The organism is Pseudomonas sp. WPR_5_2, from assembly GCF_003634475.1.
Classification (GTDB): Bacteria; Pseudomonadota; Gammaproteobacteria; order Pseudomonadales; family Pseudomonadaceae; genus Aquipseudomonas; species Aquipseudomonas izuensis.
In genome coordinates this window covers 417,517-440,096 of sequence record NZ_RBLA01000006.1, presented here as the reverse complement: position 1 = coordinate 440,096, position 22,580 = coordinate 417,517, and the positions used below count along the sequence as shown (strand labels likewise).

At 60.7% G+C, this 22,580-nt stretch carries 25 protein-coding genes; 12 read left to right on the top strand and 13 right to left on the bottom strand.

The annotated features are described in order from the left end of the window. Positions 1-90 precede the first annotated feature (90 nt). Positions 91-630 carry a DUF1003 domain-containing protein gene (locus BJ917_RS23170; protein ID WP_096509419.1) on the top strand — a complete coding sequence of 180 codons (540 nt, stop codon included), beginning with the start codon at positions 91-93 and terminating at the stop codon, positions 628-630. 6 nt (positions 631-636) lie between these two features. Here BJ917_RS23170 and BJ917_RS23165 read toward each other — a convergent pair whose 3' ends face one another. Continuing rightward, entirely contained in the window at positions 637-1,578 is a 942-nt protein-coding gene (locus BJ917_RS23165; protein ID WP_096515219.1) for a LysR family transcriptional regulator, read from the bottom strand. A 15-nt stretch (positions 1,579-1,593) separates the two neighbouring features. Here BJ917_RS23165 and BJ917_RS23160 point away from each other — a divergent pair, with 15 nt between their 5' ends. Both BJ917_RS23160 and BJ917_RS23155 read left to right on the top strand, forming a co-directional pair. After that, positions 1,594-2,301 (top strand): CTP synthase, encoded by a 708-nt coding sequence (locus BJ917_RS23160; RefSeq protein WP_096509418.1) that lies wholly within the window; start codon positions 1,594-1,596, stop codon positions 2,299-2,301. Next, entirely contained in the window at positions 2,298-2,621 is a 324-nt protein-coding gene (locus BJ917_RS23155) for an antibiotic biosynthesis monooxygenase (protein WP_121104710.1), read from the top strand. The genes BJ917_RS23160 and BJ917_RS23155 overlap by 4 nt, the downstream gene beginning before the upstream one ends. 15 nt (positions 2,622-2,636) lie before the next feature. On the opposite strand, the gene BJ917_RS23150 is transcribed toward BJ917_RS23155, so the two are convergent. After that, positions 2,637-2,969, bottom strand: a complete 333-nt coding sequence (locus BJ917_RS23150) for a DUF2025 family protein (protein WP_121104708.1) — start codon at positions 2,967-2,969, stop codon at positions 2,637-2,639. Between the two features lie 222 nt (positions 2,970-3,191). Between BJ917_RS23150 and BJ917_RS23145 the strand changes: the two genes are divergently transcribed. Together BJ917_RS23145 and BJ917_RS23140 are read left to right on the top strand one after the other, a co-directional pair. Beyond that, positions 3,192-4,319, top strand: a complete 1,128-nt coding sequence (locus BJ917_RS23145; RefSeq protein ID WP_121104706.1) for a glycerophosphodiester phosphodiesterase — start codon at positions 3,192-3,194, stop codon at positions 4,317-4,319. 206 nt (positions 4,320-4,525) lie between these two features. Then, positions 4,526-4,831 carry a PepSY domain-containing protein gene (locus BJ917_RS23140; protein ID WP_121104704.1) on the top strand — a complete coding sequence of 102 codons (306 nt, stop codon included), beginning with the start codon at positions 4,526-4,528 and terminating at the stop codon, positions 4,829-4,831. Positions 4,832-4,895: 64 nt separating this feature from the next. Here the strand turns inward: BJ917_RS23140 and BJ917_RS23135 are convergent, their stop codons facing one another. After that, positions 4,896-6,521 (bottom strand): methyl-accepting chemotaxis protein, encoded by a 1,626-nt coding sequence (locus tag BJ917_RS23135; RefSeq protein ID WP_096509413.1) that lies wholly within the window; start codon positions 6,519-6,521, stop codon positions 4,896-4,898. A gap of 274 nt (positions 6,522-6,795) precedes the next feature. Here BJ917_RS23135 and BJ917_RS23130 point away from each other — a divergent pair, with 274 nt between their 5' ends. Continuing rightward, positions 6,796-7,818, top strand: coding sequence for a transporter (locus BJ917_RS23130; RefSeq protein WP_096509412.1), 1,023 nt, complete (start codon positions 6,796-6,798; stop codon positions 7,816-7,818). Between the two features lie 251 nt (positions 7,819-8,069). Further along, entirely contained in the window at positions 8,070-9,683 is a 1,614-nt protein-coding gene (locus BJ917_RS23125; RefSeq protein ID WP_121104702.1) for an inorganic phosphate transporter, read from the top strand. A gap of 126 nt (positions 9,684-9,809) precedes the next feature. Here the strand turns inward: BJ917_RS23125 and BJ917_RS23120 are convergent, their stop codons facing one another. Then, positions 9,810-10,706, bottom strand: coding sequence for a LysR family transcriptional regulator (locus BJ917_RS23120; protein WP_121104700.1), 897 nt, complete (start codon positions 10,704-10,706; stop codon positions 9,810-9,812). A 120-nt stretch (positions 10,707-10,826) separates the two neighbouring features. On the opposite strand from BJ917_RS23120, the gene BJ917_RS23115 reads away from it, so the two are divergent. Further along, the gene (locus tag BJ917_RS23115; protein ID WP_121104698.1) at positions 10,827-11,585 is read left to right on the top strand and encodes an SDR family NAD(P)-dependent oxidoreductase; all 759 of its coding nucleotides are present in this window, start codon (positions 10,827-10,829) and stop codon (positions 11,583-11,585) included. Positions 11,586-11,689: 104 nt separating this feature from the next. Here the strand turns inward: BJ917_RS23115 and BJ917_RS23110 are convergent, their stop codons facing one another. Continuing rightward, complete coding sequence (locus BJ917_RS23110; protein WP_121104696.1) at positions 11,690-12,127, bottom strand: multidrug/biocide efflux PACE transporter; 438 nt, start codon at positions 12,125-12,127, stop codon at positions 11,690-11,692. Between the two features lie 90 nt (positions 12,128-12,217). On the opposite strand from BJ917_RS23110, the gene BJ917_RS23105 reads away from it, so the two are divergent. Further along, entirely contained in the window at positions 12,218-13,072 is an 855-nt protein-coding gene (locus tag BJ917_RS23105; RefSeq protein ID WP_121104695.1) for a LysR family transcriptional regulator, read from the top strand. A 125-nt stretch (positions 13,073-13,197) separates the two neighbouring features. Here the strand turns inward: BJ917_RS23105 and BJ917_RS23100 are convergent, their stop codons facing one another. From BJ917_RS23100 to BJ917_RS23090, 3 genes are all read right to left on the bottom strand, one after another. After that, positions 13,198-14,433 (bottom strand): RNA polymerase sigma factor, encoded by a 1,236-nt coding sequence (locus tag BJ917_RS23100; RefSeq protein WP_121104693.1) that lies wholly within the window; start codon positions 14,431-14,433, stop codon positions 13,198-13,200. Position 14,434: 1 nt separating this feature from the next. After that, positions 14,435-14,779, bottom strand: a complete 345-nt coding sequence (locus BJ917_RS23095) for a YciI family protein (RefSeq protein ID WP_121104691.1) — start codon at positions 14,777-14,779, stop codon at positions 14,435-14,437. 79 nt (positions 14,780-14,858) lie between these two features. Next, complete coding sequence (locus BJ917_RS23090) at positions 14,859-15,284, bottom strand: nuclear transport factor 2 family protein (protein ID WP_096509404.1); 426 nt, start codon at positions 15,282-15,284, stop codon at positions 14,859-14,861. 141 nt (positions 15,285-15,425) lie between these two features. Between BJ917_RS23090 and BJ917_RS23085 the strand changes: the two genes are divergently transcribed. Beyond that, the gene (locus tag BJ917_RS23085) at positions 15,426-15,911 is read left to right on the top strand and encodes an N-acetyltransferase (RefSeq protein ID WP_121104689.1); all 486 of its coding nucleotides are present in this window, start codon (positions 15,426-15,428) and stop codon (positions 15,909-15,911) included. A 124-nt stretch (positions 15,912-16,035) separates the two neighbouring features. On the opposite strand, the gene BJ917_RS23080 is transcribed toward BJ917_RS23085, so the two are convergent. The 3 genes from BJ917_RS23080 to BJ917_RS23070 all read right to left on the bottom strand — a co-directional run bounded on the left by BJ917_RS23080 (position 16,036) and on the right by BJ917_RS23070 (position 17,837). After that, positions 16,036-16,524, bottom strand: coding sequence for a GNAT family N-acetyltransferase (locus BJ917_RS23080; protein ID WP_096509402.1), 489 nt, complete (start codon positions 16,522-16,524; stop codon positions 16,036-16,038). Positions 16,525-16,621: 97 nt separating this feature from the next. Beyond that, positions 16,622-17,107: a GyrI-like domain-containing protein gene (locus tag BJ917_RS23075; protein WP_096509401.1), complete on the bottom strand. Its 486-nt coding sequence runs from the start codon at positions 17,105-17,107 to the stop codon at positions 16,622-16,624. A gap of 67 nt (positions 17,108-17,174) precedes the next feature. Then, positions 17,175-17,837: a LysE family translocator gene (locus BJ917_RS23070; RefSeq protein ID WP_096509400.1), complete on the bottom strand. Its 663-nt coding sequence runs from the start codon at positions 17,835-17,837 to the stop codon at positions 17,175-17,177. A gap of 138 nt (positions 17,838-17,975) precedes the next feature. Between BJ917_RS23070 and alaC the strand changes: the two genes are divergently transcribed. Continuing rightward, entirely contained in the window at positions 17,976-19,187 is a 1,212-nt protein-coding gene (alaC, locus tag BJ917_RS23065) for an alanine transaminase (RefSeq protein ID WP_096509399.1), read from the top strand. Between the two features lie 125 nt (positions 19,188-19,312). Here the strand turns inward: alaC and BJ917_RS23060 are convergent, their stop codons facing one another. Beyond that, the gene (locus BJ917_RS23060) at positions 19,313-20,665 is read right to left on the bottom strand and encodes a GntP family permease (RefSeq protein ID WP_096509398.1); all 1,353 of its coding nucleotides are present in this window, start codon (positions 20,663-20,665) and stop codon (positions 19,313-19,315) included. A gap of 82 nt (positions 20,666-20,747) precedes the next feature. Next, positions 20,748-21,281 carry a gluconokinase gene (locus BJ917_RS23055; RefSeq protein WP_096509397.1) on the bottom strand — a complete coding sequence of 178 codons (534 nt, stop codon included), beginning with the start codon at positions 21,279-21,281 and terminating at the stop codon, positions 20,748-20,750. 215 nt (positions 21,282-21,496) lie between these two features. Between BJ917_RS23055 and BJ917_RS23050 the strand changes: the two genes are divergently transcribed. After that, positions 21,497-22,528, top strand: coding sequence for a LacI family DNA-binding transcriptional regulator (locus tag BJ917_RS23050; protein WP_121104687.1), 1,032 nt, complete (start codon positions 21,497-21,499; stop codon positions 22,526-22,528). Positions 22,529-22,580 lie beyond the last annotated feature (52 nt).

Sequence of the window (22,580 nt, the reverse complement as noted above, 5' to 3'; positions counted from 1 at the left end):
GTTCCAAATCAGACACGGCAATGTGTTTCTGAATGAAACTGGCGTCGGGGCTATAGTGAGCCTCAGTCCCAGCGCCATCCAGAGAGCATCATGACCAGCACGACCAGCGAAACCCAAGCCCCCGCCGCCGTCGATCACCTGCGTTTTCATCGTCCTCATGCCCACCTGGCCCCCACTTTTGGCAACGACAAATTTGCCCTGCGGGCCGAAGCCTTTGCACGATTCTTCGGCACCCCGACCTTTCTCGGTGCGCAAACGCTGATCGTGGTGGTCTGGGTGTGCCTTAACCTGTCCGGCTTCACCCACTTCGACGTCTACCCGTTCATCCTTCTCAACCTGGCATTCAGTCTGCAATCGGCCTATGCCGCGCCCTTGATTCTGCTGGCGCAAACCCGTCAGGCGGCGCGTGACAAAGCCCAGTCCGAAGCCGATGCGCAGCACCGCGAAGCGCTGGCGATTGCCAACAGTGAACGTCAGGCGCAAGCGGCGCAAAATACCGCGCAACTGCTTCAGCTGCTTGAGCAAAACACCCAACTGACACAAATGACCAAGGAACTGACCGAGCGTATCGAAACCCTGACCACGGAGATGCATCAGCATTTCGTACGCAAGGATCAGCCAAAGGCCTGAGTGGCCTTACGGCAATTTCAGCGCGCGTCCCAACTCGTCGAACAGTGTCACCACCGAGCGCAACGCCCGGCAATCCGGGCGGGTCAGCAGCCATAGCGCAGTGTCGTAACCGTGCAACGGCTCGCCCAGCGTCTGCAAGCCGTCACCGATCAAAAAATCCGGTAACGCCGCCACCCCCAATCCGGCCCGCACCAGTTCGGTGACCGACAACATGCTGTTGCAGCGATACCCCGGCATCACGCCCGGCAGCGCTTGACGGCGCCACGCCACCGTTGGGTGATCCGGCAGAAAGTCATCGGGCGCGATCCAGGTCAATGCAGCCAGGTCTGTCGTATCGATCGATTGCAGGTAACCCGCGCTGGCACACACCCGGTAGGCAATGTCTGCCAGGCGCCGCCCCACCAAATGCTCCGGTGGTGTGCGAGTCAGGCGCAGGGCAATGTCTGCATCGCGGCGGCTGAGATTGGCAAAGTCGTTGGAGGTGCTGAGTTCTATCGTCAGCGCCGGGTAGTTGGGCATGAACTGCGCCAGCGCCGGCAACAGCAAACCTTGCAGGACCGAATCGGTGCAGGTCAGGCGCACAGTGCCGCTGACGACTTCACCACCCTGCTCCACGCCGATGCGCGCCGCGTCCAATGCCTGTTCGGCCCGTTCCGCCTGCTCGGCCAGCGACTGCGCCAAGGTGGTGGGCAGGTAGCCGGCGCGACTTTTTTCGAACAACTGTTGGCCCAATGCAGCTTCCAGTCGACGCACGGCCCGAAACACCGTCGAAACATCGACCTTCATCAGCTGCGAAGCCCGAGCCAGCGAGCCGCCGCGCACCAGCGCAAGGATCAGGGCCAGGTCCGGGTAGTCCAGTCGATAGTGCGTCGCTGCATTGATCACTTGGAGTAACGCCAATATTGAGTGCGTGAACGCCAATCTATAGTGGGCGTCAGGAATCAACAAGCGCTGAGGCCAGCCATGGAAAACCCCGTCATCCGCATCGCCCTGATCGGCGATTACGATCCGCAAGTTACGGCTCATCAGGCCATCCCCTTGGCCCTCGGAATGGCCGCCGAACACACCGGCAAGGATGTACAAGGGCTATGGTTGGCCACCGACAGCATCAGCACCTATACGTCGCTCGATGAGTTCGACGGTTTCTGGTGCGTGCCAGCCAGCCCTTATCGCAGCATGGACGGCGCATTGCGGGCGATTCGCTTTGCCCGCGAGCAACAACGACCGTTCCTGGGCACCTGCGGCGGGTTTCAACACGCCGTGCTGGAATATGCGCGCAACGTACTGGGTTGGTCGAATGCCGAGCACGGCGAGACATCTCCCGACGCTGCCCGCGCATTGCTCACGCCTCTGACGTGCTCACTGGTTGAGGTGGTCGATAGCATTCATTTGCGCAAAGGTTCGTTGATCGCCAAGGCGTATGAAACGTCCGAGATTCGTGAAGGCTATCGCTGCCGCTTTGGTGTGAACCCGCTGTTCGAGCAGGCCTTGCTCCAGCACGAACTACATGCTGTCGGTCACGATGCGGCGCAAAGCTTGCGCGCACTGGAGCTCAAGGGTCATCCGTTCTTCGTTGCCACGTTGTTCCAGCCGGAACGCGCTGCACTCACAGGCACCCTGCCGCCGCTGGTGCGGGCCTTGGTTGAAGCATGCGCGGAGCGGCGGTCATGATCGCCAATACTCCGCCCGCGCCGTATTACGCGGTGATCTTCACCTCGCTGCGCACTGAGGGTGATCAGGGTTACGCCGAGGCTGCCGCGCGGATGGTCGAGTTGGCCCGTGAGCAGCCGGGGTTCCTTGGGGTGGAGTCGGCGCGGGGTGATGATGGGGTGGGGATTACCGTTTCGTATTGGGCAAGCGAGGCGGCGATTTTGGCGTGGAAGCTTCATCCGGAGCACAGTGAAATTCGGGAGCGGGGGCGGTCTACCTGGTATGCGCAGTGTTGTACGCGGGTGTGCAAGGTTGAGCGGGATTATGAGTTCACGCTGTAGTTGATGCGGTGTTTATCAGGCCGTCTTCGCGAGCAGGCTCCGCACCGCCGAAATCTCCGGCACATCCCGCCGGTTCATGTACACCCGCAACGGTTCGGTGATGTTGATCCGCTCGTCGATGTTCTGATCCAGCAGCAGCTGAATCAACTCGCGCTTGAGGGTCATGGTGTGCTCCGGGCCGACGACCCAGACGAATTCGCTGACCGGGATGATGCCGTCGTCTGCCACGTCCATGCCGAAGGAATCTTCGCTGAAACGGACGATGTAGTGGCCAGTCTTGCGATTGAGGCCGACGAAACCCTTGAGTTGGTCGGCAGCCTGGCAAATCAGCTGGGAAGTGATGCGCATGGTAAACCTCACACGATGTGATTTCTGGTTTACACGCAGGGCTCGCGAAGGGTTTTCCCTCTGCCGGGGAAATTGCCGGGAGCAAGCCTACTGCAAACGCACGCACAAAAACCCTGACGAACATCAGCTTCAAACAGGTTTATGTCGGTCTCGCGATAGCGCTGGCAACGTTCAGTTGTTAAAAGGGACGTCTTTGAACACCCTCGCGAAAGGATCTCGACCATGCCTGTCACCTTCACTAAAAACGCTCTGTTATTGAGTCTGCTGCTCGCCCTCGGCCAGGCCCAGGCCGCCAGCGAGCCAGCCCCCTCGGCGCTGGCGATCCGATCGGGCATCCCGCACCCGGCTGTGATCGCCCACCGTGGCGCGTCCTTCGATGCCCCCGAATCCACCGCCGCCGCGTACACACTGGCGCGCGACCTCGGTGCCGACTACCTGGAACTGGACCTGCAACGCAGCAAGGACGGCGTGCTGTTCGCCCTGCATGACAACACCCTGCAACGCACCACCGACGTCGCCCGCAAATTCCCCGAGCGCAAGGACAGCCCCGCCAACGCCTTCACCATGGCCGAGCTGAAGACCCTGGATGCCGGCACCTGGTTCAACACCGCATACCCGGATCGCGCACGCCCTTCCTACGCGGGCCTGAACATCCTGACCCTCGATGAAATCATCGACATCGCCCAGGGCAATCCCCAGCACAGGCCGGGCCTGTACATCGAGACCAAGGAGCCGAAGCAATTTCCCGGCATCGAGCATGACCTGAAAGCGAAACTTCAGGAGCGCGGCTGGCTGATCCCGGCCGGTTCGGCAGTGGCGAAAAGCGAGCCGGCGGTCGGTCAGGGGCCGGGCAAGGTGATCCTGCAAACCTTCGAGAAGAGCAGCCTCGAACTGCTGCAAAAGGAAATGCCGCAGGTGCCGAAGATCCTGTTGCTGTGGGTCGGCGAGGGCAACATTGAACCTGCTTCGAAAGTCACCTTTGCCGAGTCCGGCGAGAAAGACAAGGCCGCCTACTACGCCAAACAGGCGCCGAAAGACAAAGCCGAGTTCCAGCGCTGGGTCGACTACGCCAAGGCTCAGGGCGCGATTGGCACCGGGCCGTCTGCGGCGCTGACTGGGGGCGGCGATCAGAGTTACGCGGATCTGGTGCAACCGTGGATGAACCGGTACACCCACGATCAGGGCCTGTTGGTGCACGTCTATACCATCGACGATGCCGTGGATTATCAGAAGGTCATGGAAGCAGGGGTTGATGGGATCTTTACCAACCGTGCCAGTGAGTTGTTGAAGTTCTACAAACGCCCGGCGGCGGTGAGTGTCGATCAGGTGTTGAAGAACAACGGGTATTGATCCGGGACCGAGGTGTTTGCATTCGCGAGCAGGCTCGCTCCCACATTTGATCTTGGTAGGTCACAGAATTTGTGTAAGCCAATGAACCACTGTGGGAGCGAGCCTGCTCGCGAAGGCTTTAGTTCGGACAAAGGGGATTTAAGGCTGAATTAAGTTGCCACGGATAACCTGATCCCACTTAAACAGCTCACCCAGGAAAGACGCTCATGAAAACGTTGACTGCCCTGTTCGCGGTTGCAACCCTGACCCTCACTGCCGGTCTGGCCCAGGCCGATGTACGAGTGGACGAAATTCCACAACTGGTCAAGGACGGCAAGATCAAGCCACTGGAAGACCTGAACCAGATCGCGCTGCAACTGCACCCGGGGGCGACCATTACCAAAACCGAACTGGACAACCACTTCAACGGTTTCGAGTATGAAATCGAACTGCGCGACGCCCAAAACGTGGAGTGGGACGTGGACATCGATGCCGCGACCGGCAAGGTTCTGAAAAACAAACAGGACAAATAAATCCGCTTCAACACCAGCCGCACGATGTTCCGATCGTGCGGCTTTTTTTCGTCTGGCCGATGGATCAGGCGCTCAGGCGCGCCGTCACCTCGTTCAACTCTCCCGACAAGCCGTGCAGGTTGTTGCTCGCCGCTTCGGTGCGCTGCACGTTGTCCAGGTTGGTACTGGCGATGCTGGTGATTTCGGTGAGGTTGCGCGAGATGTCTTCGGCCACCGAGGTCTGCTCTTCGGCGGCGGTGGCGATCTGGCGGTTCATGTCGCGGATGGCTTCCACGGCCAGGGTGATGCGCTCCAGCATGGCGCCGGCCTCGGTCACTTGCTGGACACTTTCCTCGCTGCGCGACTGACCGCTTTCAATTGCCTGCGCGGCATCCACCGCACCGGTTTGCACGGTCTGAATGATCTGGTTGATCTCGATGATCGACGCCGCCGTGCGTTGCGCCAGGCTGCGCACTTCATCGGCCACCACCGCAAAACCGCGCCCGGCTTCACCGGCACGGGCCGCTTCGATGGCAGCGTTGAGCGCCAGCAAGTTGGTCTGTTCGGCGATGCCGCGGATCACTTCCAGCACCTTGCCGATGCGACCGCTGTCGGTTTCCAGCTGACGGATGACCGTGGCGGTGTTGGCGATTTCGCCGCGCATCCGGGTGATGGTGTGAATGGTGCCCTGCATGACTTTTTCGCCCTGCTGCGCCGAATGGTCGGCGTCATCGGCGGCACGCGCCGCATCGGCGGCATGGCGGGCGACTTCCTGGGCGGTGGCGGACATTTCGTTCATCGCCGTGGCCACCTGATCGGTACGGTTGAACTGCTCATTGGTGCCGGACGCCATCAGGGTCGCGATCGCATTCAGTTCACCGCTGGCGCTGTCCAGATTCGTGGCGCTGCGCTGCAACCGGTTGAAGGTTTCGGCGAGAAAGTCGCGCAGCGTATTGGCGGCCATCGCCAGTTTGCCCAGTTCGTCCTGACGGGTGCTGGCCACGCGCTCGGCAAGCTTGCCCCGGCTGAGTTGCGCCACGTATTCGATCAGTTGGCGAATCGGCTCGACCAGGTTGCGGTTGACCAGCCACAGGCTCAGCAAACCGATCAGCAGACCCGAGACCAGCATCACGATGATCCCCAGCATCACGGTGTTGTCGGCACTGGCGCTGATCAGCTTCGATTGCTCGGTGCCCTGCTTGCGCAACTCGTTGACCAATTCACTCATCTGATCGCTGGTCGCGCGGTCCACGCCTTTGACCGCGGTGTCGCCCACCGTCGGGTCGGCGCCGGCCGCCACGTAGGCATCACGGCCCTTCTGGTAAGCGGCGCCCAACTGGCGATGCTCATCGCGCAGGCGCTCGATGCGAGCCTTGAGTGACGGCTCGATGTCCTTCTGCCCCGCCAGTTCGCCGAGGATGCCCTGCACATCGCGCTGGCGGTCCTCGAACTGCTTCCAGTATTTGTCCAGGTCCGCCGGTTGCTTGCCACGCAACAGAACGTTTTTCCACTCTTGCACCTGCACCTTGAATTGCAGGTTGGCTTCGTCGATCAATTGCGACGTGTGCAACGGCCCTTCGATCAAGTTGGCGTAGCGCTGCACGCCGCTGGAGAGAAAGTGAAAACAGGCCAGGGCGATCAACAGCATCGCAAACAGGCTGCCGCTCAACAGGGCGAGAATTTGCGCTCTCAAGGACTTTTGCAAAAGCATCGGAAGGTACTCGTGGCAGGAATGAGACACGCCCGGTGAAGGCGTGAAAGGTGTTCAAACATCCCTGTCTGCGGCGTTGGCTTTGGGCCAAGGGCGCGCAACTTACCTCAAGCGGGATCGGCGTGCCAGAGCGGTTCTTTAGCTGAATCCGACCGCCGGTATGGCCATTTTTTGCATTCACTTTGTCGTCACAAAAACGTCATGAAGCCTTGCGATGATGCGGCTCAAGTGAACCTGTAAAACCCGCGACAGGCGCCTTCCCTTGCGAGTCCTCATGAACCACAGCATCGATCAAAGCCATCGCGATACGGATCTGTTCGGCCTGCTCTACGGTTTCAGTTTCCGCCCGGGCGAGCGCGGGCGGGAGATCGACTCGGCCAGGGCATTGCAATGCCTGCAACAACCGGACGACAGCGACGAATTCCTCTGGCTGCACCTGAATCTCGCCCATGCCGCGTGCGAGCGCTGGATGAAAAGCCATCTGGAATTGCCCGACGAGTTTTTCGAAGCGCTGCATGAAGGTTCACGCTCGACGCGCATCGAGCATGTCGATTCGGCATTGTTGGCGGTGGTCAACGATGTGGTGTTCAACCTCAGCAGCATGGTCTCGTCGGATGTCTCGACGCTGTGGGTGTGCGTGCGCAGTCGGTTGATCATCAGTGCGCGCCTGCAACCGCTGCACTCGGTAGACAAGTTGCGCTCCTCGGTGAAGGCCGGCGAGCGCTTTCGCTCGCCCCTGGAATTGCTGGTGCACCTGCTGCGCGATCAGGGCGAAGTGCTGACGCAGATCGTGCGCAAGACCAGCCTGAGCGTGGATCAGATCGAAGACGAGTTGCTGTCCTCGCGCCTGTCCACCAACCGCGCCGAACTGGGCGCCAACCGACGGGTGCTGGTGCGCCTGCAACGCCTGCTGGCGCTGGAACCGGGCTCGCTGTTGCGGCTGCTCAATCGCCCGCCGCCTTGGTTGCAAAAGGAAGACGTCAAGGAGCTGCGCAAATCCACCGAGGAGTTCGCCCTGATCATCAACGACATGACGGCGCTGAGCGAACGCATCAAGTTGTTGCAGGAAGAAATCGCCGCCAACCTCAACGAACAGAGCAACCGCACGCTGTTCACCCTGACCGTGGTCACGGTGCTGGCGCTGCCGATCAACATCATTGCCGGTTTCTTCGGCATGAACGTCGGCGGCGTGCCGCTTTCCCAGGACCCGGAAGGATTCTGGATTCTGGTGGCGTTGGTGGCCACCTTTACCCTGATTGCCGGGCGTTGGGCGTTTCGTAAGCGACGGGATTATTGAACACGCTTGAAATCCTGTGGGAGCGAGCCTGCTCGCGAAAGCGGTGTGTCAGACACACAATTGTTGAATCCAATACCGTTTTCGCGAGCAGGCTCGCTCCCACAGGTTTCAGGTTTCACCGCGACAGAGGAGTGGTGGATTCGGATGATCGGATCCACAAAAAGCCCAAACCCTGACCCAAAGCAGCCTCCCTGTAACATTTCGCAACGATCATGGCGGATACCCCCCTTCCCTCCAAAGGAATGTCCGGCATGGCTACGCCTTCCTTCTCCCCCGCCCAGGCGCCCACCAGTAGCGGTAAACCGCAGTTCGATAAAAAACCCGGTCTGCTCACCCTCGTGGTGTTTTTCGCGGTGCTGGCCTTGGGGCTGTTGTTTACTGCCTACAGCCTGATGCACGACATGAACGAACTCGGCACCGTGGTGACCACCTGGACGCCGTTTCTGCTCTTGGGCGTGGCGTTGGTCATTGCCCTGGGCTTCGAATTCGTCAACGGTTTCCATGACACCGCCAACGCCGTGGCCACGGTGATTTACACCCATTCGCTGCCGCCGAATGTCGCAGTGGTCTGGTCTGGGTTCTTCAACTTCCTTGGGGTGTTGCTGTCCAGTGGTGCGGTGGCGTTCGGCATCATTGCGTTGCTGCCGGTGGAGCTGATTCTGCAAGTCGGTTCCTCCGCCGGTTTCGCGATGATCTTCGCCCTGCTGATCGCGGCAATCCTGTGGAACCTCGGCACCTGGTGGCTGGGCCTGCCGGCTTCGTCGTCGCACACGCTGATCGGTTCGATCATCGGTGTCGGCGTGGCCAACGCCCTGATGCACGGGCGCGACGGCACCAGCGGCGTGGACTGGGCGCAGGCGACCAAGATCGGCTATGCGTTGCTGCTTTCGCCCCTGGTGGGCTTCGGTTGCGCCGCGTTGTTGCTGCTGGCCCTGCGCGCGTTCGTCAAGAATCGTGCGCTGTACAAGGAGCCGAAGGGCAACACGCCACCGCCATGGTGGATTCGCGGCCTGTTGATCCTCACCTGCACCGGCGTGTCCTTTGCTCACGGCTCCAACGACGGACAGAAAGGCATGGGCCTGATCATGTTGATCCTGGTCGGCACGCTGCCGATGGCCTACGCATTGAACCGCACCATGCCCGCCGATCAGGCATTGCAATTTGCCGCCGTGGCGGAAGTCACCCAGCAAGCGCTGGTGAAAAGCGCGCCGCTGCCGGCCCCGGTCGATCCGCGCCCGGTGCTGTCCGACTACGTGCGCAGCAAGGAAGCGACGCCACAATTGGTACCGGCGCTCGCCGCGCTGACCGGCAGCATCGGTGCTCAGGTCAAGGGTTATGGCGCGTTGTCGAAAGTCCCTGCCGAGGCCGTGGGCAACGTGCGTAACGACATGTACCTGACCAGCGAAACCATTCGCTTGATGGACAAGAACAAGGTCGGCAATTTCGACGCCGACACCAACGGCAAGCTGCAACTGTTCAAGCAGCAGATCGACAGCTCCACGCGGTTCATTCCGTTGTGGGTGAAGATTGCCGTGGCCATCGCCCTGGGCCTGGGCACCATGGTCGGCTGGAAACGCATTGTGGTGACGGTTGGCGAAAAGATCGGCAAGACCCACCTGACCTACGCCCAGGGCGCCTCGGCGGAAACCGTGGCCATGCTGACCATCGGCGCCGCCGACATGTTCGGTCTGCCGGTATCGACCACCCACGTCCTGTCGTCGGGCGTGGCCGGGACCATGGTCGCCAACGGCGGCGGCTTGCAGATGAAGACCATCCGCAACCTGCTGATGGCCTGGGTCCTGACCTTGCCGGCGGCGATCCTGTTGTCGGGGAGTTTGTATTGGTTGTTCACCCAACTGTTCTAAAGAACACCGCAAAACCCTGTAGGAGCGAGCCTGCTCGCGAAGGCGTTGTGTCAGTCGACATTGATATTGCCTGACATGCCGCTTTCGCGAGCAGGCTCGCTCCCACATTAGGTTATGTGATGTTGATCAGATCGCGGAACGCACCACCTCCCCCAACCACTCCATGAACACCCGCACCCGCAACGGCAAATGCCGTTGCCGGGCATACAGCAGCGAGACCTCCATGGACGGCGCGTTGAACTGCGGCATCACCGCCACCAGCGCACCGCTGTGCAGGTATTCGTGCATGCCCATCCGCGGTGCCTGGATCATGCCGAAACCGCCCAGGCATGCCGACTCATAGGCATCGGTGCTGTTGACCGTGATGCTGCCGGTCATCGGCAGTCGCTGCACCTTGCCGTCGACCTCGTACACGAAGCCTTCAGAGCGCGCGCCCAACACACCAACGTAATGGACCAGCCGATGCTGCGCCAGATCTTCCGGGCGCTCGGGCATGCCATAACGCTGCACATACCCGGGGCTGACACAGTTGATCATGGCAAAGTCGCACAGGTGGCGGGCGACCACCGATTGATCCGGTTGCGCACCGATCCGCACCACGCAATCAAAGCCTTCACTGAGCAAATCGACCCGACGGTCGGTGCTGCTGATTTCCAGCTCAAGCAGCGGGTGTCGCGCCATGAATTCCGGCAGGCGCGGCATCACCACGCGCCGGGCCAGAATGTTCGGCATGTCGATGCGGATCCGTCCCACCAATGACGCTTCGTCCTGACGAAACAACCCTTCGATTTCATCCATGTGCGACAGCAAATCCTTGCTGCGCTCATACAACACCAGGCCATCCTGGGTCGCCTGAACCTTGCGCGTGGTGCGTTGCAACAGGCGCGTGCCGAGCAATGCCTCCAGCGCCTGCACCTGTTCGGACACTGTCGAGCGCGGTAACCCCAGACTCTCCCCGGCCAGGGTAAAACTCGACATTTCGCTGACCCGGACAAAGGTGCGCAACAGTTCCAGCTTGTTCATGGCCTGCCCCTCTATTGTTCGGCTGTACCGACCAGTGATTCCGATTTCGCCATGTTTATCACCGAAAGCCGGACAAATAAACTTCCTCACATCAACAGCCACTGCTCCTGAGGAAGTCCCATGACCCGCAAAATCGCATTGATCACCGGCGCCAGTCGCGGCCTCGGCAAAAACGCAGCCCTGCACTTGGCTGCACAAGGCATCGACATCATCGGCACCTACCACAGCCGCGCCGACGAGGCACAAGCACTGGTCGCCGAAATCGAAAGCCTGGGCGGTCGCGCCGCCATGCTGCAACTGGATGTCGGCCAGAGCGAACACTTCGCCGCCTTCGGCATCGAGGTTGACCAGGCATTACGCACGCACTTCGATCAAACGCACTTCGATTTCCTGATCAACAACGCCGGCATCGGCCTGCACGCGAACTTCGCCGACACTACGGTCGAGCAGTTTGATCTACTGATGAATGTCCAGCTCAAAGGGCCGTTTTTCCTTACCCAAACCCTGCTGCCACTGCTCAATGACGGCGGACGCATCATCAATGTGTCCAGCGGACTGACCCGCTTCAGCCTGCCTGGGTATGGGGCTTACGCGGCAATGAAGGGAGCGATGGAGGTGTTGACGCGCTACCAGGCCAAAGAACTCGGCGCCCGCCAGATTACGGTGAACATCCTGGCGCCGGGGGCGATCGAAACCGATTTCGGTGGTGGCGCCGTGCGCGATAACGCAGCCATCAACCAGTTGGTGGCGAGCAATACCGCGCTGGGTCGTGTCGGTCAGCCGGACGACATCGGCGCCGCGATTGCCTTGCTGGTGGCGCCGGGTAGCCAGTGGATCAATGGGCAGCGCGTTGAAGCGTCTGGCGGGATGTTTTTGTAATCAGCGCAAGACCCGTAGGAGCGTGCGGTGCGGCGATCCGACTTGCCCGCGAAGGCGTCGTACCTGACACACCCTCTTCGCGGGCAAGCCTCGCTCCTACAGGGTTATGCGTTGCTGTGCTCACGCATGACGAGCCGTTCGCGCACCACGTCATACACCCAGTGGTAAACGTAGGTGTACGGCAAGAAAAACAGCAGCACGCCGATGTCCAGCAAGAATGCCTGCCACAGGCTGATGTTCAGCCACCAGGCGATCAGCGGTACGCCAAGGGCCACCAGGCCGCCTTCGAACATCAGCGCATGCACCCCGCGGACCCAGGCGTTATGCGCAATGGCCAAGCGCTTGAGCACCCGGTCGAACAGGGCGTTGAACACCACGTTCCAGGCCAGGGCCAGGGCGGCAATGACGACGGTGACCACGCCCATTTCCATCATCGGCTTGTCCATGATCCAGGCCAGCAACGGGGTACAGATCAGGATGGCCAGCAGTTCGAAACCGATGGCCTGGAAAATACGTTCAGTGATGGATTTGTTGGCGCTCATGACCAGACTCCTCTGAGTGACTGTGGTTGCCATGGTCCGACATCACACCGATACTTCATAACCAATAACCATCGATCAAGGCGATAGTTCATGGCCTCTCAGGAAGTGTTGCAGGCGTTTGTCCAAGCGGCGACGCAGGGTTCGTTTTCCGCCGCGGCGCGCAAGTTGGGCCGTAGCCAGTCGACCATCAGCGCCGCGGTGGCCAGTCTTGAAATCGACCTGAACCTGGCGCTGTTCGACCGCAGTAGCCGCAAACCCACATTGACCCCGGCCGGGCACGTGATGCTGCAACGGGCCGAGGACATCCTGGCCGCTACCAGCCGTCTGGAAATGAGTGCCAGCCAATTGTCTCAAGGGGTCGAGGCGAAGCTGACCGTGGCGCTGTCCGACACCTACCAGTCCGACCGTTTCGAAGCGTCGCTCAGTGCGTTCGAGCAGCGTTATCCGGACCTGGAACTCGAATGCCTGATCGCCGAATGCGACGACCTGGTGGCGCTGGTACAAAGCGGCCGGGCACAGGTTGCCTTCGCCGAAATGCAGGACGGCTATCCGCCGGACCTGGTCAATTCGACGGTGGACGAACGCACGGAAATCGCCCTGTTCGTTTCTCCCGCCCATCCCTTGGCGACCTTGAAACACATCGATCAGGACATACTGCAACAGCACCGCGAACTGCGCCTGGCAACCATCGTCAATCCCTATGAAAGCCGGGCAAAGGGCCGTGTCTGGTCGGCGCCGAGTTACTTGATGCTCCTGGAAATGGCCCAGGGCGGATTCGGTTGGGCGCCGTTGCCGCGTTGGCTGGTGGAACGTTTCGGTCCGGGATCGCTGCAGGAATTGCAGGTGCGCGGCTGGCCGAAAACGGTGTCGGTGGATGCCTTGTGGTCGCGCCTCAATCCGCCGGGGCCGGCGGGGAGCTGGTTGTTGGGCAAGATGCTGGAATAGCGGTGTCTGTTCGGACGCCATCGCGGGCAAGCCCGCTCCCACAGTGTCCGAGTCGTACACAAATATATGCACACCCCTGAACCTGTGGGAGCGGGCTTGCCCGCGATGAGGCCCGCAAGATCACATCATTCCAACGCCCTGAGCCGCCCCTCGATAAACCGCCGCTCCGGCTCTTGCTGCGTCAACTCAAGCGCCCGTTCATACGCCGCTCGGGCCTGCTCCACCCTTCCCAACTGCCGACAAAATTCCGCTCGGGCCGAATGCGCCAGGTGATAATCCAGCAGCTCACCGCGATCCAGTATTGCTTCGACCAGGGTCAGCCCCGCCAACGGACCGTCGCGTTTCGACAGTGCCGCCGCCCGGTTCAACTCGATCACCGGTGACGGCACGGCTCGCAGCAGCACGTCATACAGCCCGACGATTTGCGTCCAGTCGGTCTCATCCACCGACGGCGCTTCGGCATGCACCGCGGCAATTGCCGCTTGCAGGCAGTACGGACCGAAGCGTCGGGTGCCCAGCGCCCGCTCCACCAGTGCACAGCCTTCGGCAATCATCTCGCCGTCCCACAACGTTCGATCCTGCTCATCCAGCAAAATCAATTCGCCACTGGTGGAGGTTCTGGCCACCCGTCGCGACTCGTGCAACAGCATCAGCGCCAGCAGGCCCATGACTTCCGGTTCCGGCAACAGCTCCATCAATAACCGGCCGAGACGAATCGCTTCACGGGTCAGGTCCTCGCGGGTCACTTGCGCACCGATGGACGCCGAGTAGCCTTCATTGAACACCAGGTAAATCACCCGCAGCACGCTGTCCAGGCGTTCGGGCAACTCCGCCAGGGACGGCACTTGATAAGGGATTTTTGCATCGCGGATTTTCGCCTTGGCGCGCACGATGCGTTGGGCGATGGTGGCCGGCGCCGAGAGAAAGGCCCGGGCGATTTCTTCTGTGGTCAGGTCGCAGACTTCGCGCAGGGTCAACGGCACCTGGGCGTCCGCCGCCAAGGCCGGGTGACAACAGGTGAAGATCAGGCGCAAGCGATCGTCTTCCACGTCTTCGTCACTCCAGTCGGCCTGCTCCAGCGCCTCCAGTTGCGCGATCAACAGTGGTCGCGAGGCGGCGAAGCGGGCGCGCCGCCGCAACACATCGATGGCTTTGAAACGCCCGGTGGACACCAGCCAGGTACGCGGGTTGTCCGGAACGCCATCCTGCTGCCAGCGCTCGACCGCAACGAAAAACGCTTCGTGCAGGGCCTCTTCGGCGAGGTCGAAATCGCCGAGCAGGCGAATCAGCGTCGCCAGAATGCGCCGCGACTCCTGGCGATAAACCTGCTCGACCCGCGCCTGTACCGAAAGCCCCGGCATCTCAAGGATTCAACTGTCGAACGGGGCGCACTTCGACACAGCCGACCCGGGCCGCCGGAATGTCCCCGGCGACCTGGATCGCTTCGTTCAGATCCCTGGCATCGATCAGGTAGAAACCGGCCAACTGCTCCTTGGTTTCAGCGAACGGGCCATCGGTGATCGACAGCTTGCCGTTGCGCATGCGCACCGTGGTGGCGGTCTGCACCGACTCCAGTGCCTCGGCGGCGACCATCCGGCCGCTGCCCTGGACCGACTCGGCGTACGCCATGCACTCTGAATCGTGCGGGCTTTCCGGCAGCGAATGCAGCAGGTGCTCGTCGCTGTAGACCAGACATAGGTATTTCATGGTGCTCTCCTGATCGAACGGAACAACTATGGTCGCAGATGGGCATTCTGGCCCGGCTTGCCGATCAACAGCCGGATAATCAAGGCTGCAGGTCGAACAGGGTCGCGCCACTGGTCATGTCGAACGGGGCCGACCAGTGTTCGTGGACGATCTGCCACAACCCGGCTTCCTGCCGATAGCACTGGGTCACACGCATCCAGCAAGCCTGGGTTTCACCCTTCTCGTTGGTGCCGCCGCAATGCGCCAGAAAGTGGGCGAAAGCGATCTCCTGGGACGGTTCGATGGTCACTTCGTGGAACTCGAAAATGTGCGGCCCGGGGCACATTTCCATGCAGGCCTGCCAATGAGCCCGATAGGCTGGTTTACCCTTGAATTGCAAGGCCTTGACCGCGTCGAAGGAGACGATGTCCTCGGCATACAGGGCCATGACTTTATCCACGTCCTTGGTCATGACGGCCTGGCGATAGCTCTCGATCAGGTTCTGGATCTGGGTTTGCGAGTTCATGGTGGTTCTCCGTGGTTTTTACTGTGAAGACACCCTTAGTCGTCCGGCGATCCGGCAAATCGACAGACGAAATAAAAATAATCCACCCACGCAATATCGCTAGAATTCGAGACTCATTTTTGTTGGAAAAAGGACACTCCAGTGACAGCCCGACTCGTGCCTTACGAAAGCCTGAACGCGCTGCAGCGCCAACAGGTCGAGGCCATCGAAGTGCATCCGGATCAAATCAGGTTTTCCGGTGACATCCACGGTGCATTGCATACCTTGCTGTCCCGGCCCGGCCCCGGCGTCAAAGGCTTCGCCCTGCTGGCCGATGACATTCCCGTGGCCTTTTTGCTGCTCAAACGCCCGCCGGTACTGCCGGCCTGGGCCGACGAACACAGCGCCACGCTGCATGCCTTGCAGGTCGATCAAAAGGTTCAGGGCAAAGGCTATGGCAAGGCCTGCCTGCAAGCACTGCCTGAAGCGGCCCGTGAGGCCTGGCCGGAAATCAGGGGACTGGAATTGTCGGTGGATGCGGACAATGAATCGGCGATTGCGCTGTATGCCAAGTATGGGTTCATCGACAGCGGCGAGGCGTACAAGGGGCGGATCGGGTATGAGCGGCGGATGGGGCTGAAATTCTGAATCCCGGCATAGTTTCCCTGTGGGAGCGAGCCTGCTCGCGAAAGCGGTGTATCAGGCAACATTGATGCCGGCTGATACTCCCTCTTCGCGAGCAGGCTCGCTCCCACAAGGGCTGTGCATTGAATCAGAGATTGAGCACCATCTCATGCCAGGCCATCCCGCCATGGTCGGAGGCCGAGGGCTTGATGTAGGCAAAACCAAACCCGGCGTACAGCGCAATATGCCGCTCCTTGCACATCAGGTGGATGCTGACTTTATTCAGTGCGCGCATGCGTTCGATGAACTCGCCCATCAGGCGCTTGGCCAGGCCCAGCCCCTGATAATCCGGATGCACCACCACCGACATGATCACCACGTGCGGGCCGGCCGGGTCGTGGCCGATCAGTTCCTTGAACGCCTCGTCCGACATTTCGACCTGGAATGCCGCGCCGGAATTGATGAAACCGGCGACCACACCGTCCACTTCGGCAACGATGAAACCCTCGGGCCAAGTGGCGATGCGGGTGGCGATTTTCTCGCGGGTCGCGGCTTCGTCGCCTTCGTAGGCAACGGTTTCGATGGCATAGCAGCGGTCCAGATCGGCAGGCGTGACGTTGCGAATGACGGTGTTCATGGCAGCTCGGAATCGGCGGGGAAAGGCTGGGGATCTTAAATCAGCAGCCGCGTGACATCGAGAGGCGAATCCTTTGATGCGCCTCCCGACGCCGGGGTCATTGCTTGATCGGCATCCAGATTTCCAGCTTGCCGGTGTTCAGCTTCGGGTTGAAGTCTTCGCTGTAGCGCTCGAACTCCGGGGCGTCGGTTGCGGTGTACCCGGATTGCGGAAGCCAGGTGTCACAAATGTAGCGGAAGGTCTGCGGCAGGCTGGTCAATGGCCCTTTGTGCTCGAACACCGCGTAATACTGGGGCTGAATTTCTACCCAGCGGTAGGTATCGGGCAGGTCGTCGAGCTTGCTGATCTCGACCCCGGCGATGTAGTCAAAACCGCCCTCGCCGTCGAAGTTGTAACCGACGCCGTACATCACTTCGTTTTTCTGGCCCGGAATCTGACCCAGATGGGGCATGAGTTTCTCCCAAAGGGCCGGAATGCGGGGAATGGTCTGCCGGGTGAAGCGGTCGCCCATACCGGCAATCAGGAAAAAGTGCCCGTGTTCGAAGCGAGGTTCCGACAGTTCGAAGCCTTTTTGTTCATCCATGATGCAACTCCTGGAAGGAAAAAGTGGGTTCGGCTGGGAGTATAGAAGCCAAACCCGATTCGCCCAATCACAGGGCGTGCAACTGCTCGACGGCAGCGGCGCCGACAAACTCGTTGTAACCGGAAAGGATCACGTACACCGCGAAATAGCAGAAGATCGCCGCCGATGCCATGTAGGAATAGCGCAGCAACTTGTCGCCGAGCAACTTGCCGCCGTGGCTCGCCACGAAGCACAGGCCGGCGGACCACAGCAGCCCGGCGCAGAGAAACCCGCCGAGAAACAGCGCCGAGCTGAGGGATCCGCCACCGCCTGATCGGGCGATCAGCGTGCCACCCACCGCGGCGAACCACAGAATCGCACTGGGCGACGACATGGCGAGGAAAATCCCGCGAAAGAACTCCTTGCGGTGGGAGTTGTGGCCGACCTCGGGGGTCTCGGCCAGCAGCGCCTCGTGGTGGATCGCCGAATAAATCATCTTCGCCGCGAAGTACACCAGCAGCGCCGAGCCGCCGATCCACAACACCCAGCGCACGGTTTCGTATTGCAGCAAAACGGTCATGCCGGCCAGCGCCAGCACCGCGTAGATCAGGTCGCCGACACAAGTCCCCAGGCCCAGTGCAAAGCCTTGAAAATAGCCGCGCTGCATTGCCAGGGTGATCATCGCGATGTTGGCGACGCCGATGTCCAGGCACAGCGAAAGGCTCAGCAAGAAGCCACTGGTAAATTCCATCGACCCAATTCCTTCGGAAAAATTTGTTTACATGGAGGCTGGACAGTCTGCCACAGCTGCCCGTACATTCCGCCACAGGTCACCGCAGTGACCAGCGTCGCTCGGACGGTTCCGGGCGCTTACGTTATCGAGGCAACAATGGCCGAACAAGGTTCGCCGCGCCGCTTTGCGCGCATAGATCGACTCCCCCCTTACGTTTTCAACATCACAGCCGAGCTGAAGATGGCCGCCCGTCGTCGTGGTGAAGACATCATCGACTTGAGCATGGGCAACCCGGACGGCGCCACCCCGCCGCACATCGTCGAAAAACTGGTCACCGTTGCCCAGCGCGAAGACACCCACGGCTACTCGACGTCCAAGGGCATTCCGCGCCTGCGCCGGGCGATTTCCAACTGGTACAAGGATCGTTATGAGGTCGACATCGACCCGGAAAGCGAAGCCATTGTCACCATCGGTTCCAAGGAAGGCCTGGCACACCTGATGCTGGCGACCCTCGACCAGGGCGATACAGTGCTGGTGCCCAATCCGAGCTACCCGATTCACATCTACGGTGCCGTGATTGCCGGCGCCCAGGTGCGTTCGGTGCCGCTGGTGCCGGGTGTTGATTTCTTCGCCGAGCTGGAACGGGCGATTCGTGGCTCGATTCCAAAGCCAAAGATGATGATCCTCGGCTTCCCGTCCAACCCCACCGCCCAGTGCGTGGAGCTGGACTTCTTCGAACGGGTGATCGCCCTCGCCAAGCAGTACGACGTGCTGGTGGTACATGACCTGGCTTACGCCGATATCGTCTACGACGGCTGGAAGGCCCCGTCGATCATGCAGGTGCCGGGCGCCAAGGACATCGCGGTGGAGTTTTTCACCCTGTCCAAGAGCTACAACATGGCAGGCTGGCGCATCGGTTTCATGGTCGGCAACCCGGAACTGGTCAACGCCCTGGCGCGGATCAAGAGCTACCACGACTACGGCACCTTCACCCCGCTGCAAGTCGCGGCGATTGCCGCACTGGAAGGCGATCAGCAATGCGTGCGCGACATCGCCGAGCAATACCGGCAGCGGCGCAACGTGCTGGTCAAGGGCCTGCATGAATTGGGCTGGATGGTGGAAAACCCGAAAGCCTCGATGTACGTCTGGGCCAAGATTCCCGAGGCCTATGCCCATCTGGGTTCGCTGGAGTTCGCTAAGAAACTGCTGGCCGAAGCCAAGGTCTGCGTCTCGCCGGGCGTGGGTTTCGGTGAATACGGGGACGATCACGTGCGCTTCGCCCTGATCGAAAACCAGGACCGGATTCGCCAGGCCGTGCGCGGGATTCGCGGGATGTTCCGGGCGGATGGGCTCGTCAGCAAATCCTGACACCCAACACAAAACACTGTGGGAGCGAGCCTGCTCGCGAAAGCGGACTTACATTCGACATCTTCATTGAATGTTAAGCCCTCTTCGCGAGCAGGCTCGCTCCCACATTTGTCTTGCAGTGATATTCAGACGAACAACGACAACAGCAGAATAAAGCCCAGGCCCACCACCGACAGGATGGTTTCCATCGCGGTCCAGGTCTTGAAGGTTTCCGCCACAGTCATGTTGAAATACTGCTTCACCAGCCAGAAACCGGCATCGTTAACGTGCGACAGGATCAACGAACCGGCACCGGTCGCCAGCACCAGCAGCTCACGGTTAACACCCGGAATCATCCCCACCACCGGCACCACGATGCCTGCGCCAGTAATGGTCGCCACGGTCGCCGAACCGGTGGCGATACGGATCACCGCCGCCACCAGCCAGGCCAGCAGGATTGGCGAAATTTGCGCGGCGACCGCCATATGACCGATCACATCACCCACGCCGCTGGTCACCAGCATCTGCTTGAAGCCACCACCGGCACCGATGATCAGGATGATCGCGGCGGTCGGTGCAAGGCTGGCGTCCAGCCATTTGAGGATCTGTTGCGAGCCGATGCCCTGCTTGTAACCGAAGGTGTACAGCGACAGCAGCAGCGCGATCAGCAGTGCCGAGATCGGGTGACCGATCAGGTCCATGAAGGTGCGGAAGAAATTACCGTCCGGCAGCACCACGTCGGCAAAAGTCTTGAGCAGCATCAGGAACACTGGCGACAACACGGTGACCAGGGTGATGCCGAAGCTCGGCAGATCGGCTGAGTCCGTCTCGCGGGCCAGTTGATCCACCAGTTCCTGGTTCGGATGACCGGGGATGTGCTTGGCGATGAACGTACCGTAAATCGGACCGGCAATGATGGCCGTCGGCAGCGCCACGATCAGGCCGTAGAGAATGGTCTTGCCGATGTCGGCACCGAACACGCCAATGGCCAGCAGCGGACCTGGGTGCGGTGGCACCAGGCCGTGGACGGCGGACAGGCCGGCCAGCAGCGGGATACCGATTTTGATGATCGACACGCCGGTGCGGCGGGCGACGATGAACACCAGTGGGATCAGCAGCACGAAGCCGATTTCGAAGAACAACGGAATGCCCACCAGGAACGCGGCGAACATCATCGCCCACTGTACCTTGTCCTTGCCGAAGGCGCGGATCAGGGTCTGGGCGATCTGATCCGCCCCGCCCGATTCGGCCATCATTTTGCCGAGCATGGTTCCCAACGCGAGGATGATCCCGACAAACCCGAGCACGCCACCGAAGCCGTCCTGGAAGGCCTTGATGATGGTGCCGATCGGCATGCCGGAGGTCAGCCCGAGGAAAGCGGCGGCGATGATCAGGGCAATGAAGGGGTGAAACTTGAACTTGGTGATCAGGACGATAAGCCCGATCACCGTCACCACTGCATCGAGCAGCAGGAACGTCTCGTGGGACATGCCAAACATTAGGGGTGTCTCCTGGTTGTTGTTGTTATTAAAGCGGGTAATTCGAAAGCCATAAGGACAGCGCTATCTCTGCAAGCAAAATTTAACCGGCGCGTTTCAGGCCGTGCTCGAGCCACCAGTGGTGCGCTTGCACAGCCAGCTCATCGACGCTGTGGGTCGACGCATCAAGGGCCAGGGTCAACGGCTCGCCGATGGGGGATTCGAGGGTGGCGAACTGGCTGGCGATCAGGGTCGACGGCATGAAATGACCCGGCCGATGGGAGACGCGGTCGGCGGCGACTTCGGGAGTCAGTTCCAGAAACACGAAGCCCAGGCCAGGCAAGGCACTGCGCAGACGTTCGCGGTAAATGTGCTTGAGGGCCGAGCAAGTCAGCACCGGGCGCTCGCCCATGGCATCGACACGGCGCAGTTCATCGCACAGGCTGTCGAGCCAGCCGGCACGGTCTTCATCGTTCAGGGGGATACCCGCGCTCATCTTTTCGATGTTGGCGGCAGGATGAAAAGTGTCGCCTTCAATGGCAGTGGCGCCGCTGAGTTGGCACAGGGCCTCGCTGACGCACGTCTTGCCGCAACCGGCAACGCCCATGATGACCAGGGCGGTGATGGGATGATTCATGTAACACCTCAGCGCGCAGACAGCGCTACCTTTGCCAGTTATGACACTAGACCAAAAGCAGGAGTTGCCGACGCCTTTCTTGTCATTTTATGGGTTGCAGCAGGTTAAGTCTCAACGCCAAAAAGCGAAGATCAGGCGAACCCCCGCTCACGCATTTGCAGCTGCATCGAGACAGCGCTACCTTAGTGCCTTGAATTTTGTTTGGCAAGCCGTCGATGACCTCAACCAAGAACGATAAAAATACGCGCACCACTGGCCGCCCTACCCTGAACGAAGTCGCGCGCCTGGCCGGTGTCAGCCCGATTACCGCTTCCCGCGCCTTGCGCGGCGTCAGCACCGTGGCCACGGAACTGGTGGAAAAGGTGCAGAACGCGGCCCTTGAACTCAACTACGTGGTCAACTCTGCTGCCCGCGCCTTGGCCTCGGCCCAGAGCCGTTCGGTGGTGGTGTTGGTGCCATCGTTGTCCAACCTGCTGTTCATCGACACCCTGGAAGCCATCCATCAGGTTTTGCGCCCCAAGGGCTTCGAAGTGCTGATCGGCAACTTCCATTATTCGCGCGACGAAGAAGAAAACCTGCTGCGCAACTACATGGCCTATCAGCCCCGAGGCTTGCTGCTCACCGGTTTCGACCGCACTGAAAGTTCGCGACGAATGATCGAGGCGAGCAACATTCCCTGCGTGTACATGATGGAACTGGACAGCGCCGCCGGCCTCAATTGCGTCGGTTTTTCACAACTGGCCGCCGGCGAAACGGCCGCCGAGCATTTGCTGTCCCGCGGCCGCAAACGCCTGGCCTACATCGGCGCGCAACTCGACCAGCGCACATTGTTGCGTGGCGAAGGCTATTGCCGCGCCCTGCAAAAAGCCGGTCTGTACGACCCGGCGCTGGAAGTGCTGACGCCGCGCCCGTCTTCGGTCGGCCTGGGCGGCGAGTTGTTCCTGCAGATGATGGCCAGTCATCCCGACGTCGATGCAATCTTCTTCGGCAACGACGACCTGGCCCAGGGTGCATTGCTCGAAGCCATGCGCTGCGGGATCAAGATCCCCGAGCAGGTGGCGATTCTCGGTTTCAACGACCTGCCCGCCTCGGCCCACATGGTCCCGCGCCTGAGCAGCATCAGCACCCCGCGTGAAGCCATCGGCCGCCGCGCGGCGGAACAGATGCTGACGCTGATGGCCGGCAATACCGTGGCCAAGCCGGTGCAGGACATGGGGTTTGAGTTGAAAGTGCGCGAGAGTACCTGACCGTTCCTGACCTGTAGGAGCCGGCTTGCTGGCGATGGCGGCGCATCAATCG

Coding starts and splice junctions, on each gene's coding strand:
- BJ917_RS23170 (WP_096509419.1), top strand. CDS start 91: ATGACCAGCACGACCAGCGAAACCCAAGCCCCCGCCGCCGTCGATCAC.
- BJ917_RS23110 (WP_121104696.1), bottom strand. CDS start 12,127: ATGAGCGCCAACAAATCCATCACTGAACGTATTTTCCAGGCCATCGGT.
- BJ917_RS23135 (WP_096509413.1), bottom strand. CDS start 6,521: ATGCTTTTGCAAAAGTCCTTGAGAGCGCAAATTCTCGCCCTGTTGAGC.
- BJ917_RS23145 (WP_121104706.1), top strand. CDS start 3,192: ATGCCTGTCACCTTCACTAAAAACGCTCTGTTATTGAGTCTGCTGCTC.
- BJ917_RS23050 (WP_121104687.1), top strand. CDS start 21,497: ATGACCTCAACCAAGAACGATAAAAATACGCGCACCACTGGCCGCCCT.
- BJ917_RS23070 (WP_096509400.1), bottom strand. CDS start 17,837: ATGGAATTTACCAGTGGCTTCTTGCTGAGCCTTTCGCTGTGCCTGGAC.
- BJ917_RS23140 (WP_121104704.1), top strand. CDS start 4,526: ATGAAAACGTTGACTGCCCTGTTCGCGGTTGCAACCCTGACCCTCACT.
- alaC (WP_096509399.1), top strand. CDS start 17,976: ATGGCCGAACAAGGTTCGCCGCGCCGCTTTGCGCGCATAGATCGACTC.
- BJ917_RS23090 (WP_096509404.1), bottom strand. CDS start 15,284: ATGAACTCGCAAACCCAGATCCAGAACCTGATCGAGAGCTATCGCCAG.
- BJ917_RS23100 (WP_121104693.1), bottom strand. CDS start 14,433: ATGCCGGGGCTTTCGGTACAGGCGCGGGTCGAGCAGGTTTATCGCCAG.
- BJ917_RS23080 (WP_096509402.1), bottom strand. CDS start 16,524: ATGAACACCGTCATTCGCAACGTCACGCCTGCCGATCTGGACCGCTGC.
- BJ917_RS23055 (WP_096509397.1), bottom strand. CDS start 21,281: ATGAATCATCCCATCACCGCCCTGGTCATCATGGGCGTTGCCGGTTGC.
- BJ917_RS23160 (WP_096509418.1), top strand. CDS start 1,594: ATGGAAAACCCCGTCATCCGCATCGCCCTGATCGGCGATTACGATCCG.
- BJ917_RS23105 (WP_121104695.1), top strand. CDS start 12,218: ATGGCCTCTCAGGAAGTGTTGCAGGCGTTTGTCCAAGCGGCGACGCAG.
- BJ917_RS23155 (WP_121104710.1), top strand. CDS start 2,298: ATGATCGCCAATACTCCGCCCGCGCCGTATTACGCGGTGATCTTCACC.
- BJ917_RS23130 (WP_096509412.1), top strand. CDS start 6,796: ATGAACCACAGCATCGATCAAAGCCATCGCGATACGGATCTGTTCGGC.
- BJ917_RS23060 (WP_096509398.1), bottom strand. CDS start 20,665: ATGTTTGGCATGTCCCACGAGACGTTCCTGCTGCTCGATGCAGTGGTG.
- BJ917_RS23115 (WP_121104698.1), top strand. CDS start 10,827: ATGACCCGCAAAATCGCATTGATCACCGGCGCCAGTCGCGGCCTCGGC.
- BJ917_RS23095 (WP_121104691.1), bottom strand. CDS start 14,779: ATGAAATACCTATGTCTGGTCTACAGCGACGAGCACCTGCTGCATTCG.
- BJ917_RS23075 (WP_096509401.1), bottom strand. CDS start 17,107: ATGGATGAACAAAAAGGCTTCGAACTGTCGGAACCTCGCTTCGAACAC.
- BJ917_RS23120 (WP_121104700.1), bottom strand. CDS start 10,706: ATGAACAAGCTGGAACTGTTGCGCACCTTTGTCCGGGTCAGCGAAATG.
- BJ917_RS23125 (WP_121104702.1), top strand. CDS start 8,070: ATGGCTACGCCTTCCTTCTCCCCCGCCCAGGCGCCCACCAGTAGCGGT.
- BJ917_RS23150 (WP_121104708.1), bottom strand. CDS start 2,969: ATGCGCATCACTTCCCAGCTGATTTGCCAGGCTGCCGACCAACTCAAG.